Raw genomic sequence first — 15,136 nt, forward strand, 5'->3', positions numbered from 1 at the left:
GCTTGCGGGGAGAGGGTTGGGGTGAGGGGCAAACCACGTGGCGTCGAAACAAATTCCATGAGCGGTGCCATCGTGTTAGTCCTCTACAGCGCCGCGCGTCTTATCAGGCGCGCAAAGGTCGCTGTAGCACTTTGATCTGCTGTGTCCTTTAATCGGATACGATTAAAGGAAACATGCAGTAGACGGTGATGTCCTTTGATCGCGAGCACCCAGCCATGACCACGGCCTTCCTCTCCCATCTCCGTTCGGAACTCGAAGACCTCAAGCAGGCCGGGCTCTACAAGTCCGAGCGTGTCATCACCTCCAAGCAGTCGGGCGAGATCGAAGTCGCTTCCGGCGGGCGTGTCCTGAATTTCTGCGCCAACAACTATCTCGGCCTCGCCGACAGCGAGGAGCTTGCGCAAGCCGCGAAGAGCGCGCTCGACCGTTACGGCTACGGCATGGCCTCGGTGCGTTTCATCTGCGGCACGCAGGAGGAGCACAAGGAGCTCGAAGCGCGCATATCCTCCTTCCTCGGCATGGAGGACACGATTCTCTATTCCTCCTGTTTCGACGCGAATGGCGGTTTGTTCGAGACGCTGCTGGGCGAGGACGACGCGATCATCTCCGACGCGCTGAACCATGCCTCGATCATCGATGGCGTGCGCCTCTCCAAGGCCAGGCGCTTCCGTTATGCCAACAACGACATGGCAGCACTGGAAGAAGAGCTGAAGAAGGCGGAAGGCAGCCGTTTCAAGATGATCGCCACCGACGGCGTCTTCTCGATGGACGGCATCATCGCCAATCTCCAGGGCGTTTGCGATCTCGCCGAGAAATACGGCGCAATGGTCATGGTGGACGACAGCCATGCGGTCGGCTTCGTCGGCAAGCATGGGCGCGGCTCCGCCGAACATTGCGGCGTCGAAGGACGGGTCGATATCATTACCGGCACGCTCGGCAAGGCGCTTGGCGGCGCTTCGGGCGGGTATACGTCGGCGAAGGCCGATGTCGTCGAGTGGTTGCGCCAGCGCTCGCGGCCCTATCTGTTTTCCAATACGCTCGCGCCCGTCATCGCCGCCGCTTCTCTCAAGGTTTTCGAGCTGATCGAAAACGGCGACGCTCTGCGCAACCGCCTTTACGCAAACGCGGCGCTCTTCCGGAGCGAGATGTCCGGCCTCGGCTTCACGCTTGCCGGCGAGGGCCATCCGATCATTCCGGTCATGCTTGGGGATGCGGCGCTCGCACAGGAGATGGCGGCGCGCATGCTGAAGAAGGGCGTCTACGTCGTCGGCTTCTCCTTCCCGGTGGTGCCGAAAGGGCAGGCCCGCATCCGCACGCAGATGTCCGCCGCGCACAGCGAAGCGGATGTCCGCCGTGCCATCGCGGTCTTCGAGGAGGTGGGCCGCGAACTGGGCGTGATCTAATTGGCACAGGCGAGGATCGAGCGATGACCAACATGATGAAGGCACTGGTCAAGACGAAGCCGGAGGTCGGGCTCTGGATGGAGCGCGTGCCGGTGCCGGAAATCGGGCCGAACGACGTCCTGATCCGCGTCAGGAAATCGGCGATCTGCGGCACCGACGTCCACATCTGGAACTGGGATCAATGGGCGGAGAAGACGATCCCGGTGCCGATGGTCGTCGGACACGAATTCATGGGCGAGGTCGTCGAGGTCGGGCCAGCCGTCAGCAAGCATCATGTCGGCGAGCGGGTTTCCGGAGAAGGTCACATCGTCTGCGGCAAATGCCGCAATTGCCGCGCGGGCAGGGGGCATCTCTGCCGCAACACGCTCGGCGTCGGCGTCAACCGCCCCGGATCCTTCGCCGAGTTCGTCTGCCTTCCCGAATATAATGTCGTGTCGATCCCCGACGACGTGCCGGACGAGATCGCCGCAATCTTCGATCCCTTCGGCAACGCCGTGCATACGGCGCTCTCCTTCGATCTCGTCGGCGAGGACGTTCTGGTCACCGGTGCCGGGCCGATCGGCATCATGGGGGCGATGGTGGCCAAGCGTTGCGGTGCCCGCAAGGTGGTGATCACCGACATCAATCCCGTTCGTCTCGATCTCGCGCGCAAGCTCGGCATCGACCACGTCGTCGACGCGTCGAAGGAAAATCTTGCCGACGTCATGCGGGTGATCGGCATGACCGAGGGCTTCGATGTGGGGCTGGAAATGTCGGGCGCGGCGCCCGCTTTCCGCGACATGATCGACAAGATGAACAATGGCGGCAAGATTGCGATCCTCGGCATTGCGCCGGCGGGCTTCGAGATCGACTGGAACAAGGTCATCTTCAAGATGCTCAACCTCAAGGGCATCTATGGCCGCGAAATGTTCGAGACCTGGTACAAGATGATCGCCTTCGTCCAGGGCGGGCTCGACCTCTCGCCGATAATCACCCACCGTACCGGCATCGACGATTTTCGCGACGGCTTCGAGGCGATGCGCTCGGGCAATTCCGGCAAGGTGGTGATGGACTGGTAGACGGAGCCGCAGTCGGATCGATTGCCAGGGCATTCTTCCGGAAAAACCGTGCAACCCTTGTCTTTCTTTGGGGCGCTCCTACATGTTGAGCGAAAGCTGATAAACAGCGCAAAAACCCGTCCATGAGCGTTTTTTGCCGATTTAGGCGGTTTTTCGCCGGAAACGCTTGACGGGATGAAAAATTCTGGGAATCACCATTTCAAGCAGAAATGGCGACATGGTACGGCGGATAGGAAATCATGCCAGGGACGTTTCAGTGGCAGGACTGTCGAAGCTTGCCCGTTCATCGCTGTCGTGGTTAATCAGGAATTAAATATCATCCCGTTACGTCAGGGGAAATAATCGGTGGCGGGTACGCGGCGTGCCCGGACCTCCGAGTGGCATTGATTACCGGGCGCCGGCCGGTTGCGACAAGGAAAGCGACGAATAAATGGCAACAAAAGTCAAAGAAAACGAAGAAGCCGACGTTGAACGTGAAGGTGCACCGGACGGTCCGCTTCTCGATCTTTCCGACGATGCTGTCAAGAAGATGATCAAGGCCGCCAAGAAGCGCGGCTATGTGACCATGGACGAGCTCAACTCCGTTCTGCCCTCCGAAGAAGTGACTTCCGAGCAGATCGAAGACACGATGTCCATGCTTTCCGACATGGGCATCAACGTCATCGAGGACGAGGAAGCCGAGGAGGCTGCCGCCAGCGACGACGATGACGGCGCCGACGAGGGCGAAAGCGAAGGCGGCGAACTCGCGCCTGCTAGCGGCACCGCACTTGCAGCCAGCAAGAAGAAGGAGCCGACCGATCGCACCGACGATCCGGTGCGCATGTATCTGCGCGAGATGGGCTCCGTGGAGCTTCTCTCGCGCGAAGGCGAAATCGCCATCGCCAAGCGTATCGAGGCCGGCCGCGAAACGATGATTGCCGGGCTCTGTGAGAGCCCGCTTACCTTCCAGGCGTTGATCATCTGGCGCGACGAGCTGAACGAGGGCCAGACGCTGCTGCGCGAGATCATCGATCTCGAGACGACCTATTCCGGCCCCGAGGCAAAGGCTGCACCGCAGTTCCAGAGCCCGGAAAAGATCGAAGCCGACCGCAAGGCGGCGGAAGAGAAGGAAAAGGTCCGCAGGACCCGCACTGCGGCGAACGACGACGACATCACCAATGTCGGCGGCGAAGGCCAGGCACCCGAGGAAGAGGAGGAGGACGACGACGAGTCGAACCTCTCGCTCGCGGCGATGGAAGCGGAACTGCGTCCGCAGGTGATGGAGACGCTGGACGTCATAGCCGAAACCTACAAGAAGCTCCGCAAGCTGCAGGACCAGCAGGTGGAAGCGCGCCTTGCCGCGACCGGCACTCTGTCGCCGGCGCAGGAGCGCCGCTACAAGGAGCTGAAGGACGAGCTAATCAAGGCCGTGAAGTCGCTGTCGCTCAACCAGAACCGCATCGACGCCCTGGTCGAGCAGCTCTACGACATCTCCAAGCGCCTGACGCAGAACGAGGGCCGCCTCCTGCGCCTGGCCGAATCCTATGGCGTCAAGCGTGAGGCGTTCCTGGAGCAGTATTCCGGCGCCGAGCTCGATCCGAACTGGATGAAGTCGATCAGCAATCTCGCCGGCAAGGGCTGGAAGGAGTTTGCCAGGGCCGAGAACCAGACGATCCGCGACATCCGCCAGGAGATCCAGAACCTTGCGACGGAGACCGGCATTTCCATCGCCGAGTTCCGCCGCATCGTATCCATGGTGCAGAAGGGCGAACGTGAAGCGCGTATCGCCAAGAAGGAGATGGTCGAAGCCAACCTTCGTCTGGTGATCTCGATCGCCAAGAAGTACACGAACCGCGGTCTGCAGTTCCTCGATCTGATCCAGGAAGGCAACATCGGTCTCATGAAGGCGGTCGACAAGTTCGAGTATCGCCGCGGCTACAAGTTCTCGACCTATGCCACATGGTGGATCCGGCAGGCGATCACCCGTTCGATCGCCGACCAGGCCCGCACGATCCGCATTCCGGTGCACATGATCGAGACGATCAACAAGATCGTCCGCACCTCGCGCCAGATGCTGCACGAGATCGGCCGCGAGCCGACGCCCGAGGAACTGGCGGAAAAGCTCGCCATGCCGCTCGAGAAGGTGCGCAAGGTCCTGAAGATCGCCAAGGAGCCGATCTCGCTCGAAACGCCGGTCGGCGACGAGGAAGATTCGCATCTCGGCGATTTCATCGAGGACAAGAATGCGTTGTTGCCGATCGATGCGGCCATTCAGGCGAATCTGCGCGAGACGACCACGCGCGTGCTCGCCTCGCTCACGCCCCGCGAGGAGCGCGTGCTGCGCATGCGTTTCGGCATCGGCATGAACACCGACCATACGCTGGAAGAAGTCGGCCAGCAGTTCTCGGTTACCCGCGAACGCATCCGGCAGATCGAAGCGAAGGCGCTGCGCAAGCTCAAGCATCCGAGCCGTTCGCGCAAGTTGCGCTCGTTCCTGGACAGCTGATCCCTAGACCTTTTCATCGATGACAAAGCCGGGCCCAGTGCCCGGCTTTGTTATTTCGGCTCTACTCCCGGCGCAAAACCGTACGTCATTTTCCTCGAATTGCTTTATACTTTGCGTCCCGAGGCCGCACATGAATGCGCGAATGCGCGCCGGCCTTTTTCAGATACAGGGCATCTTGAGCGCCTTCGGCCGAAGGCGGGATGCTTTGCGGGAGGTGTGAGATGACGACTTACGTTCTGCTTCTCAATTGGACTGAGCTCGGTATCAGAAATGTGCGCGAGTCCCCGAAGCGGCTCGACGCGGCAAGGAGGCAGCTCGAGGAGATGGGCGGTTCCTTCAAGGACTTCTACCTGACGATGGGCGAACACGACATGGTTGCGATCTGCGAAGCGCCTGACGACGCAGTCGCCGCGCGGTTCGCTATCACGCTCGGCATGAACGGCAATGTGCGTACGCGTACGCTGAAGGCCTTCCCAGAGGCCGCTTACCGCGAACTGATCGGCACGCTCTGAGAGAGCGCTTCCGGATCGCCCCTCATCCGCCTGCCGCAAATATTCTCCCCACAAGGGAGGAGAATATTTGCGGCGAGCTCTCGCTTGGAGCAGATCCGCATATGCCCTAGCCCGCAAGCGAGCTCGAGGGTTATTCCTCGGGTTAAAGGGGTGAGGGGCAGACCACCTTCGCCTACGCGTAAAAACCGATCCTTAAGATTTACGTCTTATCAACCTCTCGCAAACGAGAGGTTCCGCGATGCGTTGGGTTTTTGTCGTCGTCCTCCTGTTGTTGGCCGGCTGCGGAACGGTGCCGAGAGAGACCCGGAACGCCTGTGCGGTTTTCGAGCAGCGAGATGGTCTTTTCAACAATTGGCGCCGGGCTGCTTACGCGGCAGAGCGCGAATATGGCGTGCCCGTCCCGGTGCTGATGGCGACGATCTATGCGGAGTCCGGCTTCCGCCATAATGCCAGGCCGCCGCGGACGAAGCTCCTCGGCTTCATCCCGTGGACAAGGGTCTCTTCAGCCTACGGCTATTCGCAGGCGCTTGACGGCACCTGGGCGCGCTACCAGGCCGAGACGGGCCGATGGACGGCGCGCCGGTCGGATTTCGGCGACGCGATCCGCTTCATCGCCTGGTATCACAATCAGAGCCACCAGCGGAACGGCATCGCCCTGAACGACACCTACAGGCTCTATATCGCCTATTATCACGGCCACAGCGGCTATGCCCGCGGCAACTGGAGCGATACGGCAAAGGCCGGCGCCAAGAGAGCATCCGGCATGGCCGCGAACTACGCGCGCCAGCTGCGCGGCTGCGGCTCGTGACGCGAGCGGGTGACGGCAGCCATCAAAATGTCGTTCCCCTGTCGGAACCTGTGCTCTTCGATCGTCCTGGTGATGTCTTTCAACACGTGGAGGAGACGAAAATGGCGTATGTGGACGGTTTTCTCGTTGCAGTACCGACGGCCAACATAGAGGCCTACAAGAAGCTGGCGAGCGCGGCGGGCGCGGTGTGGAAGGAGCATGGCGCGCTCAATTACGTCGAATGCCTCGCAGACGACGTGCCCTATGGCGAACTCACATCATTCCCGCGCGCGGTTCAGGCAAAGGACGACGAGACCGTCGTCTTCTCGTGGATCGTCTACCGGTCGCGTCAGGACCGGGACGCGATCGTCGCCAAGGTGATGGCGGATCCGAGACTCCAGGGCGACGAATGGAAGTCCATCTTCGATGGAAAACGCATGATCTATGGCGGGTTCGAGCCCTTTCTCGAATTATAGGATCGGCGTTGCCGGCTGCTGTACGATCCGCCCATCATGGAGCGAACCGGATGCCGGGCGGGCCCCGTACGTCTCTGGACAAGCGGGGCCACCACAAAGCAGGCGGAGGGGGAATGGCGCAGACCGTCATAACCATATCTACGAAAGGGCAGGGGCTCTACGAGTTCACCGCCGAGGCTGCCCAATTCGTGCGCGCGTCCGGCGTGGCCGAGGGATTGCTCACGGTGTTCGTCCGTCATACTTCCGCTTCGCTGATCATCCAGGAGAACGCCGATGTGGACGTGAAGCGTGATCTCCATGCCTTCTTCCACCGGCTGGTGCCGCCGTCCTCCGATCCCTCGATGAGCTGGGTCGTCCACACCATGGAGGGCCCGGATGACATGCCGGCCCATATCAAGGCGGCACTCACGCAGGTTTCGCTCGGCATTCCCGTCATGCAGGGGCGCCTGGCGCTCGGAACCTGGCAGGGGCTTTATCTCTTCGAACACCGCGACCGGCCGCACCGCCGCGAGATCGTCCTGCATCTCGGCAGCTGACGAGGCGCAAGCGCGGCAGTAACCGTCCGGGCGGGCGCTGCCATTTTCTCTTTCCGCGCCGCCCGCGCTCTGCGGTAGAGTGAAGCGGAGGCCAATTCGGAGGAGAGAATGACAGACGCCCAGACGATAGCCAGCCATTTCATCGAAGCTCTGAACGACCGCGACTTCGACACGTTTTCGCGCCTCGTCGGCGAGGACGTTGCGTTCGACTCGCTGACCGGGGAGCGAACCCTCGGCGCCGGCGCGCTCAGGAGCTGGGTGATGAATTATTTCCGCCATTTCGACGAGAGCTTCGGCGACGTCGTGTTGATGCGAGACGCCGCCGGTGAGCGCGTGGCGGCGGATACGACCGCGCGCGGCACCTATCGCGAGACGATGGCCGGCTTTCCCGAAGCCTCCGGTCAGGCCTACTCCATTGCGAGCGTTTTCGTCTTCGAGATCGAGGACGGCCTCATTGCGCGCCTCAGCCACTACCGCAATAGCCGCCTCTTCGAGCGGGAGCTCGCGGGTTGAGCCCGATCTAGCCGTTTGACCCAACGCACTTCCGGACGGAAAACCGTTACAAATTTTTCCTGGAAGTACTCTTTCCTGCCGGATCAATAACTTAGCCTGCCGGAAAGCGCCGGGGGACGAAGCGATTCGTCGCGCGTCAGGGGCGTGATCAACCTGAATACTGCATGAACGGAGGGTTCCGGTGCCGTTCAGTTTGGCCGGCCTATGTTTGCCTCAATCGTCAACCAGAACCGCTTCGTCACACCGGAGAAAAGCAATGAAAAAGTTCCTCGTTAACGCCGCCGTCGCTGCCGTGATCGGATTGACCGGTCTGGTTTCCACGGCCTCGGCTCAGTCGCTCACCCTGGAATTGGGTCCGGGCGGCGGCGTCCACTACCGCGACCACGACCGCCACGACGACTGGCGCGATCGCCGGCACTACGACCGCCGCGACCGTCGCGGTCGCTGTGCACCCGGCCTCGCGGTCGACAAGGCACGCGACCGTGGCCTTCGCCGCGCCTATGTTGCGGATGTGACGGGTCGCCGCGTCGTCGTCGAAGGCCGCCGTCACGGCCACCGCCAGGCGATCGTTTTCGCCAACGCCCGCGGATGCCCGATCATCGGCCGCTGGTAAATCCACGGATTTCCGTCCCGTCTCCCCCGGCCGACGGAAATGGAGCCCTCACGCCCTGGCGTGGGGGCTCTTTGCTTTGCGACCGCGCTACTGATTGACGGCGAAGGTCACGTTGACGGTGACGTTGTAAGCATTCTCGCCGGTCGCCATCGGAACCGAATCGGCGGCGGCAAATTCCTTGGCCATGCTGCGGACCACGGGGATCGGCTCGGGCCGGGAGGGCTGCTCCGCGATCTCGATCACGCGTCCGAGCGAGACCCCCGCCGCCTCGGCCAGAACCTTGGCCTTGTTGATGGCGTCAGCGACCGCGGCCTTGCGGGCTTCCGTGATCACGGCATCCGGCTTGTCGTTGGTGAACTCGATACCGCCGCCCTGATTGACGCCGAGGGTCACGGACTTGTCGAGGATTTCGCCGAGCTGTCCCAGATCCCGCACGCGCACGCCGACGCCGTTGACGACCTGATAGCCCACCAGTTCTGGCGGCCGGTTGCCGCCGTCATTGTTCGGCGGGTAGTGATACTGGGGATTGATCGAGAAGCCGCTCGTCTGCAGATCGCGCTCGGCGATCCCGGCCTGCTTCAATGCCGAGAGCACTTCTGCCATCGCCTTGTTGTTGGCATCGAGCGCTTCGCGCGCGGTCTTGGCGTCCTTGACGACGCTGAGCTGCAGGATCGCCATGTCCGGAGCGGTCGTCGAGCGGCCCTCGCCGGAGACCTTGATCACCGCCTGACGGCCCCTGACGCCGTCCGGACGCCCCTTGCCATCCCCCTTGCCGGCGGTGTTCTCCTGCGCCGCCGCTGCGGCTGCAAAGGCACCGGCAAAGGCGGCTGCGACTGCGGCGACATGAACGGTACGGGCAATGCGTGTAGAAAACATGGACGTTTCTCTCCGGTTGTTTATCCTCGATTCCATGCTTACCGATTGTGTAGCTATTGCGGCAATGGCTTGTCGGCAAAAAGGTTTTACGCTAGAGCCTGCACAGCGGACTGCCATTGGTCCGCAACCGCCGACGAAGACGGCAGGGCCTGTAGCTCAATGGTTAGAGCCGGCGGCTCATAACCGCTTGGTTGGGGGTTCGAGTCCCTCCGGGCCCACCATTTATTTTCAACGACTTAGGTGAAAGATCGCTCGAAATGTTGCCCCTGCGCTTTGGCTGGGGCAACGCAGGGGGCAACATTGGGCGCATTTCGATCACTGCCCGAGGGGCCAGCCTCGTGCGCGGTCGAAAAGGGTCCGCGCCTCTCTCAACTTTCTCTCAACCGCATAGACGCCAGCGGACACCGCCTTGAGATCGTCATCGAGATCCATGCCTTCGATCGCGTTGAAGAGCAGGCGTGAGAAATCGATGCATTCACTGACCTGATCCTGGGCTTGCAGGAAGAGTTCAAGGGCCCCTTTGGGCATACCTTCGGCGGTGGCCGCGACGCGCTTGTTCGGCAATTTCTTACTCCATGTCTGTTCTGAGCAGTCCGTCAATGAACTGATAACTTGTTATCACTAGACAGAAACTGATAGCAAGTGCATCACTGATAAAAAAATATCACAAGGGATAACCTATGAAGACCTTAGTCAAAGCGGGCAGAGATCTGCTGGGAATGACTCAGGCGGAGCTCAGCCGGAAAACCGGCATTCCCCTCATAACGCTACGCCGGATTGAGGGACGGCCCGATCATGCAGGGCTGGTCTCGCAAGAAACGGTCGAAAAAGTGGTTGCTGCTTTGGAGGCGGAGGGGGTGCAATTCTTGGACAATGGACAAGTCTCGGCCGGGCCCGGTGTTGCATTAAAGAGGGGCTCTGAATGAGCGCCGTTCCGGTGTGGATTCAAACGCTACAAGCGTTGTTGGCGCCTACGATTGCGATCGCCGTGGGCGCCATTGGCTATCTTCAATGGAGGACCGCCCACCAAAAGGTTGTTCTGGACCTATTTGAGCGGCGCTATCGAACTGTGCAGGAAATTGAGGAGATCGTAAGGTTCAGCCAGACCAATCCCCACGATTTCAGCGAGTTCGACTATCGAATGCAAACAGCGGTGAATCAGGCTCGATTCTTATTTGGTGATGATGTGGTGAGCTTTCTGAGGAAGCGGCAGGAGGTGATCTACGATGGAATGTGGAGCGCCGAGGCCTTGCATGGTGGTCACCTCACCGACGTTGAAAGGACGAAAGCTAAATTGGAACTGAAAGCCAAACGAAAAGCCACTTCCACGTTTCGTCGGGATCTTTACGCCGCGTGCGACGACTACATGCGAATGAATGAAAAGAGAATCCGCACGCCCTCCGAGTGGTTCCGATATCGCAATCGGGTCCGTCTCAGCTACGCTGACGAGCATCAGCGCTAGTCTTGACTCGTGCGTGTCTTCGGTCAAATCTCCCGCTTAAGGAGAGCGGGGAGATATGCATGAACGGCAAAAACTTGCTGGCGATCATGGTCGGCACATCGCTGATCGGGTGCGGGCCTGCGTTCGCTATCGATCTCGAATGCCGAGAATTCCGGTCATTGGTTATCTCAGACGAGATCAAGAGGCCCAAGCCACCCTACTGCGCGACCAGCGCCATCTCGTTCTTCGACGAATACCAGTTTCAATCCTGTCGCTCAGAAATGCTGGATTATCAGGCGAAGATGGAGCGCTACGGGAAGTGCCTACAGCGGGAAAATTCGGAAGCGGTCGCCGAATTCAACGAGACGGTGGAGAACTTCAACCAGCTCGCTTCCCGGTAGCGTGGGGTAGTACCTTCCACCCGAGCCGATCCACAGACTGTGATCCAAAAGGGACGATCCCCAAGCAAATGACCGACGAGCCGAAATCATCTCCTACAGATCTCGTTAAGCAGCTTTCCGGCATGCAGGACCAAATTCGGAAAGCGACAGAGGGAATCAATTTTTCAGATATCTCCCGACGCTTGGCCGCTGCCACGTCGGGTTTCAACGATCTAGGTGATCTCTCGCATCGGCTAAGCGAGCAAAATCGGCGGCTAGCCGAGATGCGGGACGTGCTTCCGACTCTGCAATCGCCGCGGCTGCCTGAGATGCCCCGGAGTCCGGCCCACGAAACAAATGAGCGCCTTGGTCGGATCGAGGATCAGTTCGACGAAATGCAAAAAGTGCTGATCGAGGCAGCTCAGATTGCAACGACGATACAAGCGCATGCAGCCCAGTTTCTCGTATCCTTTGAACAGGCCTCACAGCAGACCGACCGCTCAGCGTCACGCGCCATCTCGGTTGGCGTAATCGCTATCGTAATTGCGGTCGCGACACCCTTCCTGCAGGCGGGAGTTGACCGTTACGTCTTCCCCGACAACTCGGCTACAGAGCTGAAGGCCGAATTATCGAAGGTGGGGAGTGCTCAAGTTGCCGGTTCTCAGGCGTTAGCTCAGCGCATGGACGAGAACGGCGCTGCTGAAGCGGCGATCCTGCGCGACATCAGAAGAAGCCTGGAAAATCAGGCGTTGACGGAAGGCGCGCAAATCGAGGCCTTGCAGAGGATAGGTAAGATCCTTCAGGAAAGCGCCGTGAAGTGATCGTTCGTCCCTCAATCCCAATTTTCTCGTCCATCTAAACCAAATGGCGAGGCTATTGCCTCCGTTTGATTGAGGCCATATCGCCGATCGAGCCACGCCTTCACGGCCGGCCAATATCGTCGGTTGGCGAACAGAGGATCCGGAGAGGGGAAGCCAGCTTTCGAAGCGCCTAGCAATGCCAGTTTGAATTGATCAAGCGAAAGGCCCAGGCGTTCTGCGCACTGGCCTTCTGTGACGAACAGGCCTGTTGCCTTGCTCATACTCGAAGGTCCTGAATGAACGTGGTGATGAGGAGGCCGTTATGCCCGAAAGCACGGATCTGACAACTGCAATCGCGGTCGAGGTGGCAAAGCAGATACCTGTGAAGGAAGCGTACAATGACGCTGTGAGCCCCGGCGCCAAACAAGCGGGGTTAATCGTCCAGGATATCGCCAAGACCCTTCACTTAGCGTTGGCTCCTTTGCAGCTCACAGCAGCTCTTCAAGACCGGTACCGGGAATTCCTAGATCGTGCAATCAGGCGGGTGCCGAAGCAACGCCGCATAGCACCGGCGCCTCAAATTCTCGGCCCGGTGATCGAAGGCATCAAGTACGAAGATGACGAGACCCCCATTTGCGAAATGTTCTCCCAGTTGCTGAGTCGCAGCATGGATCGCGACAGGGTGAACGAAGCTCACCCTGCGTTTCCAATTCTAATTGGACAGCTTTCACCGGACGAGGCGTTCATACTGCGGCAGATTACAGAAGCTCGGCGCCGCGGGAAAACCTATAAGAAGCAGTTCCGTCACACCTTCCGAAATGGCATGTCCAACGTGGAGGCGGTGGAGCTAGACGATTTTCCAGCTGACCAGCTTCACTTTCCAAGCAACATCGACTTTTACATGAATCATTTGTGGTCTTTGGGTCTCGCCGGGATATTCGAATGGAAGCCTCAGGAGCCCACTTACAATGGCGGTAAGCAAACGGGTAGCCGCGAGTTTCGCGAATATCGCCTGACTGATCTCGGCAGGTTGTTAGCGTCCGCGGCATTGGAGTAGGGCCATCCCGGACCTGACGGGGCCCGGGGTCTCACAAGCTTTCGACGGCTGGCTTCGCCCGCTGCTGGTAGTTGCGCGGCGCACGGGGCAACGTGACGAGGACAATATCAAGGCGGAGCCCACCGAGCCACAGCGGCAGGGTATCCGGTCCGGCTCCGCGGCCGTAGTCAGGTCGCTCCCAGTTCTCGAGCTTAATGGTGTACCCCTCCTGCATACCGGATCGGGCATCGAGCTCGATTGCAGTCATCTTGAGGTTTTCGCGATGCTTCTTCAGCGCGTTGACGAGCTCACCGTAATCTGAAATCACGCCCGAAACGACTTCCACGCCATGCACAGCATCGGGCACATCGGGGTCTATGCCTTCGCGCTTCAGTTCCCAGCGGAAAACATCCGACTCTCGGTAATAGTGGCGGGGGTTGATGAAGATAGGCTTCGGAAAACCTATCTTCTCGCGCTCATGCCAGCGGCGGAGGGTGAAGCGCGAGATACCTAAACGTTGCATTACCTCCTGCGTCGCCAGGTACCGATCGCCCTTCGGGGCGCGCAGCTTATTCGGCGTCATCGGACGACTCCTGAAGGCCGGAGAAGACGCGATCGAGTGCGCGCAGCTTATGATTTTTGTTGCCCGAAAGCGCGCGCCTTTCAGCTTCCACCCAGGATGTACTCATCGGACGGACGCTCTGCCATACGATTTGCCCCAGCCTGTTCGAAGCATTCGATTTTGGCCGAAGTCCGCACAGGGTTGACGACAGATAGTGGCTGAGCCGGTCATCAAGATTCGGTCCACTCATCTTCGGCTCATCAGACGGTTGATCATGTCGCCTAAGGAAGTCGCGAGCGCCTATTCCGACCCGATACAGCTGCCCCGATTGAGCGTGAACGGACTGCAGCAACCGGACGAGTTCACTGGCGGTCTTCTCCGTTTCTGTGAGCAGGTCTAAGTAGGTCTGCTCAGCCGTTGTCAGTGCCTCCTGCTGCCGCCGCACCTCTTCGCGTTGTGCGGCGCGTTGGAGCCGAGCTTCTTCAGCCGCTTCCCGTCGTTCCGCTCGCGCGATCGCCTTATCCAGCGCCGCCAATCGCTCGTTGACGATGAGTATCTCGTTGTTGTGCTGGAAGTCGCGGCCTTCCTCGATGGCGTCGACCTGATCTTGTCTCAGTGTCTCGAGGCGGGCTTCAGCCTCCTCTTGCTGCTTTCTTGCGGAAGACTCCGAAGGCTTCGATAGCGGAAGCAGGAGCGGCAAACGCCGCTCCGTTGTTGAGTAGTACCTTATTGATGACATCGATCTGCGCAGGAATTTGCGGATAAACGCGCCAAGCCAGTGACGGGCTCGTGACGCGGCACGTTACTTCCGAACTTCGGCGAGCCACTCGCCAGGATGCTGATTTCGCGGAAATCGGCAATGCAAAGGATGGGCTGTGCCAACTTCATTGACGATCATGGCTTGGCCTGACTTCTCATATTGGCCCGAGCGCCAGGGAGATTTCCGTTAAGGATAATTCGGTGCGGAGTTGTGGAAATCGAAGCCTCCAAACGCCTCCCGGATCTCCGGAACGTCGCTTGTCGACAGTATGAAGCGCCCTTGAAGCCGGTTTAAACGCTCCGCCATGGCCGCAAACTGATCACGGCCGAAGAGGGCTTTGCCGTAATCGTCCTCGCTGCCGAAGTAGGGCGGGTCGAGGTAGAAGAGCGTGCCGGGGCGGTCGTAGCGGTCGATGAAGTCCGACCAGTCCAGGTTCCTCCAGCACCACGCCGGCGAGGCGCTCGTGGACGTCTTCCAGCATTGGCGCCACACGCGTCGGATTGAAGCGCGACGACTCCCCATGGCTGATACCGAAGTTCTGTCCCCTTACCTTGCCGCCAAAGGTCAGCTTCTGCAGGTAGAGAAAGCGCGGCGCGTTCCAGGTCGGTTAGCGTCGACAGATCGCAAGCCTTCAGGCGCTCGAATTCGCGGCGGCTGGTGATTTGGAATTTGAGCGTGTCCATGAACTGCGGATAGTGCCGCTGCAGGATCCGGAAGAGATTGACCACCTCGCCGTTGCGGTCGTTGATGACGTCCCATTCCGGCGCGGCCGTGCGCCGGAAAAGACGCGGCCCATTCCGACGAAAGGTTCGGCATAGGTGACGTGCGGGATGGCCGAGATCATCGCGACCGGAAGCGATCGCCGAATGGAACGAGACTGTGGAAAGTTTCCACTGGC

At 60.0% G+C, this 15,136-nt stretch carries 19 protein-coding genes, 1 tRNA gene and 1 pseudogene; 15 read left to right on the plus strand and 6 right to left on the minus strand.

The annotated features are described in order from the left end of the window. The first annotated feature begins 215 nt into the window (after window positions 1-215). The 9 genes from M1D34_RS03475 to M1D34_RS03515 all read left to right on the plus strand — a co-directional run bounded on the left by M1D34_RS03475 (window position 216) and on the right by M1D34_RS03515 (window position 8,383). Window positions 216-1,403, plus strand: coding sequence for a glycine C-acetyltransferase (locus tag M1D34_RS03475; protein WP_010969853.1), 1,188 nt, complete (start codon window positions 216-218; stop codon window positions 1,401-1,403). Window positions 1,404-1,426: 23 nt separating this feature from the next. Next, window positions 1,427-2,461 (plus strand): L-threonine 3-dehydrogenase, encoded by a 1,035-nt coding sequence (gene tdh, locus M1D34_RS03480; protein WP_498780668.1) that lies wholly within the window; start codon window positions 1,427-1,429, stop codon window positions 2,459-2,461. 430 nt (window positions 2,462-2,891) lie between these two features. Continuing rightward, window positions 2,892-4,946 (plus strand): RNA polymerase sigma factor RpoD, encoded by a 2,055-nt coding sequence (rpoD, locus tag M1D34_RS03485; protein WP_003532953.1) that lies wholly within the window; start codon window positions 2,892-2,894, stop codon window positions 4,944-4,946. A gap of 221 nt (window positions 4,947-5,167) precedes the next feature. Beyond that, window positions 5,168-5,458 (plus strand): GYD domain-containing protein, encoded by a 291-nt coding sequence (locus tag M1D34_RS03490; protein WP_003532955.1) that lies wholly within the window; start codon window positions 5,168-5,170, stop codon window positions 5,456-5,458. A gap of 238 nt (window positions 5,459-5,696) precedes the next feature. Further along, window positions 5,697-6,266, plus strand: a complete 570-nt coding sequence (locus M1D34_RS03495) for a transglycosylase SLT domain-containing protein (protein ID WP_003537532.1) — start codon at window positions 5,697-5,699, stop codon at window positions 6,264-6,266. 101 nt (window positions 6,267-6,367) lie between these two features. Further along, complete coding sequence (locus M1D34_RS03500) at window positions 6,368-6,721, plus strand: DUF1428 domain-containing protein (protein WP_003537534.1); 354 nt, start codon at window positions 6,368-6,370, stop codon at window positions 6,719-6,721. A 113-nt stretch (window positions 6,722-6,834) separates the two neighbouring features. Then, entirely contained in the window at window positions 6,835-7,257 is a 423-nt protein-coding gene (locus tag M1D34_RS03505) for a secondary thiamine-phosphate synthase enzyme YjbQ (protein WP_498780672.1), read from the plus strand. Between the two features lie 108 nt (window positions 7,258-7,365). Then, window positions 7,366-7,770, plus strand: a complete 405-nt coding sequence (locus tag M1D34_RS03510) for a nuclear transport factor 2 family protein (protein WP_498780674.1) — start codon at window positions 7,366-7,368, stop codon at window positions 7,768-7,770. A 256-nt stretch (window positions 7,771-8,026) separates the two neighbouring features. Continuing rightward, the gene (locus M1D34_RS03515) at window positions 8,027-8,383 is read left to right on the plus strand and encodes a hypothetical protein (RefSeq protein ID WP_003537549.1); all 357 of its coding nucleotides are present in this window, start codon (window positions 8,027-8,029) and stop codon (window positions 8,381-8,383) included. Between the two features lie 87 nt (window positions 8,384-8,470). On the opposite strand, the gene M1D34_RS03520 is transcribed toward M1D34_RS03515, so the two are convergent. Continuing rightward, on the minus strand, window positions 8,471-9,259 hold the full coding sequence (locus M1D34_RS03520; RefSeq protein WP_498780676.1) for an SIMPL domain-containing protein: 789 nt from the start codon (window positions 9,257-9,259) through the stop codon (window positions 8,471-8,473). 145 nt (window positions 9,260-9,404) lie between these two features. Between M1D34_RS03520 and M1D34_RS03525 the strand changes: the two genes are divergently transcribed. Beyond that, window positions 9,405-9,480: transfer RNA gene (locus M1D34_RS03525), tRNA-Ile, on the plus strand. 94 nt (window positions 9,481-9,574) lie between these two features. Here M1D34_RS03525 and M1D34_RS03530 read toward each other — a convergent pair. Beyond that, window positions 9,575-9,823 (minus strand): hypothetical protein, encoded by a 249-nt coding sequence (locus tag M1D34_RS03530; RefSeq protein WP_498780678.1) that lies wholly within the window; start codon window positions 9,821-9,823, stop codon window positions 9,575-9,577. A gap of 116 nt (window positions 9,824-9,939) precedes the next feature. Here M1D34_RS03530 and M1D34_RS03535 point away from each other — a divergent pair, with 116 nt between their 5' ends. The 4 genes from M1D34_RS03535 (at window position 9,940) to M1D34_RS03550 (ending at window position 11,901) form a co-directional block, all read left to right on the plus strand. Then, window positions 9,940-10,185 (plus strand): helix-turn-helix domain-containing protein, encoded by a 246-nt coding sequence (locus M1D34_RS03535; protein WP_498780680.1) that lies wholly within the window; start codon window positions 9,940-9,942, stop codon window positions 10,183-10,185. Continuing rightward, window positions 10,182-10,721: a hypothetical protein gene (locus M1D34_RS03540; RefSeq protein WP_498780682.1), complete on the plus strand. Its 540-nt coding sequence runs from the start codon at window positions 10,182-10,184 to the stop codon at window positions 10,719-10,721. Before M1D34_RS03535 ends, M1D34_RS03540 begins: the two co-directional genes overlap by 4 nt. A gap of 59 nt (window positions 10,722-10,780) precedes the next feature. Beyond that, entirely contained in the window at window positions 10,781-11,101 is a 321-nt protein-coding gene (locus M1D34_RS03545; protein ID WP_498780684.1) for a hypothetical protein, read from the plus strand. 68 nt (window positions 11,102-11,169) lie between these two features. Beyond that, entirely contained in the window at window positions 11,170-11,901 is a 732-nt protein-coding gene (locus M1D34_RS03550) for a hypothetical protein (RefSeq protein ID WP_498780686.1), read from the plus strand. Between the two features lie 11 nt (window positions 11,902-11,912). Here the strand turns inward: M1D34_RS03550 and M1D34_RS03555 are convergent, their stop codons facing one another. Further along, window positions 11,913-12,161, minus strand: coding sequence for an SMI1/KNR4 family protein (locus M1D34_RS03555; protein ID WP_498780688.1), 249 nt, complete (start codon window positions 12,159-12,161; stop codon window positions 11,913-11,915). Window positions 12,162-12,202: 41 nt separating this feature from the next. Here M1D34_RS03555 and M1D34_RS03560 point away from each other — a divergent pair, with 41 nt between their 5' ends. Continuing rightward, complete coding sequence (locus M1D34_RS03560) at window positions 12,203-12,937, plus strand: Abi-alpha family protein (RefSeq protein ID WP_498780690.1); 735 nt, start codon at window positions 12,203-12,205, stop codon at window positions 12,935-12,937. 31 nt (window positions 12,938-12,968) lie between these two features. On the opposite strand, the gene M1D34_RS03565 is transcribed toward M1D34_RS03560, so the two are convergent. The 3 genes and pseudogenes from M1D34_RS03565 to M1D34_RS03575 form a co-directional block, all read right to left on the minus strand. Beyond that, a complete protein-coding gene (locus tag M1D34_RS03565; RefSeq protein WP_498780692.1) occupies window positions 12,969-13,499 on the minus strand; it encodes a helix-turn-helix transcriptional regulator in 531 nt (176 codons plus the stop codon). After that, window positions 13,486-14,178, minus strand: a complete 693-nt coding sequence (locus M1D34_RS03570) for a hypothetical protein (RefSeq protein WP_498780694.1) — start codon at window positions 14,176-14,178, stop codon at window positions 13,486-13,488. Before M1D34_RS03570 ends, M1D34_RS03565 begins: the two co-directional genes overlap by 14 nt. A gap of 246 nt (window positions 14,179-14,424) precedes the next feature. Next, window positions 14,425-15,034, minus strand: a pseudogene (locus M1D34_RS03575) (DNA adenine methylase). Window positions 15,035-15,136: the final 102 nt, after the last annotated feature.

Source organism: Ensifer sp. D2-11 (genome assembly GCF_054161295.1).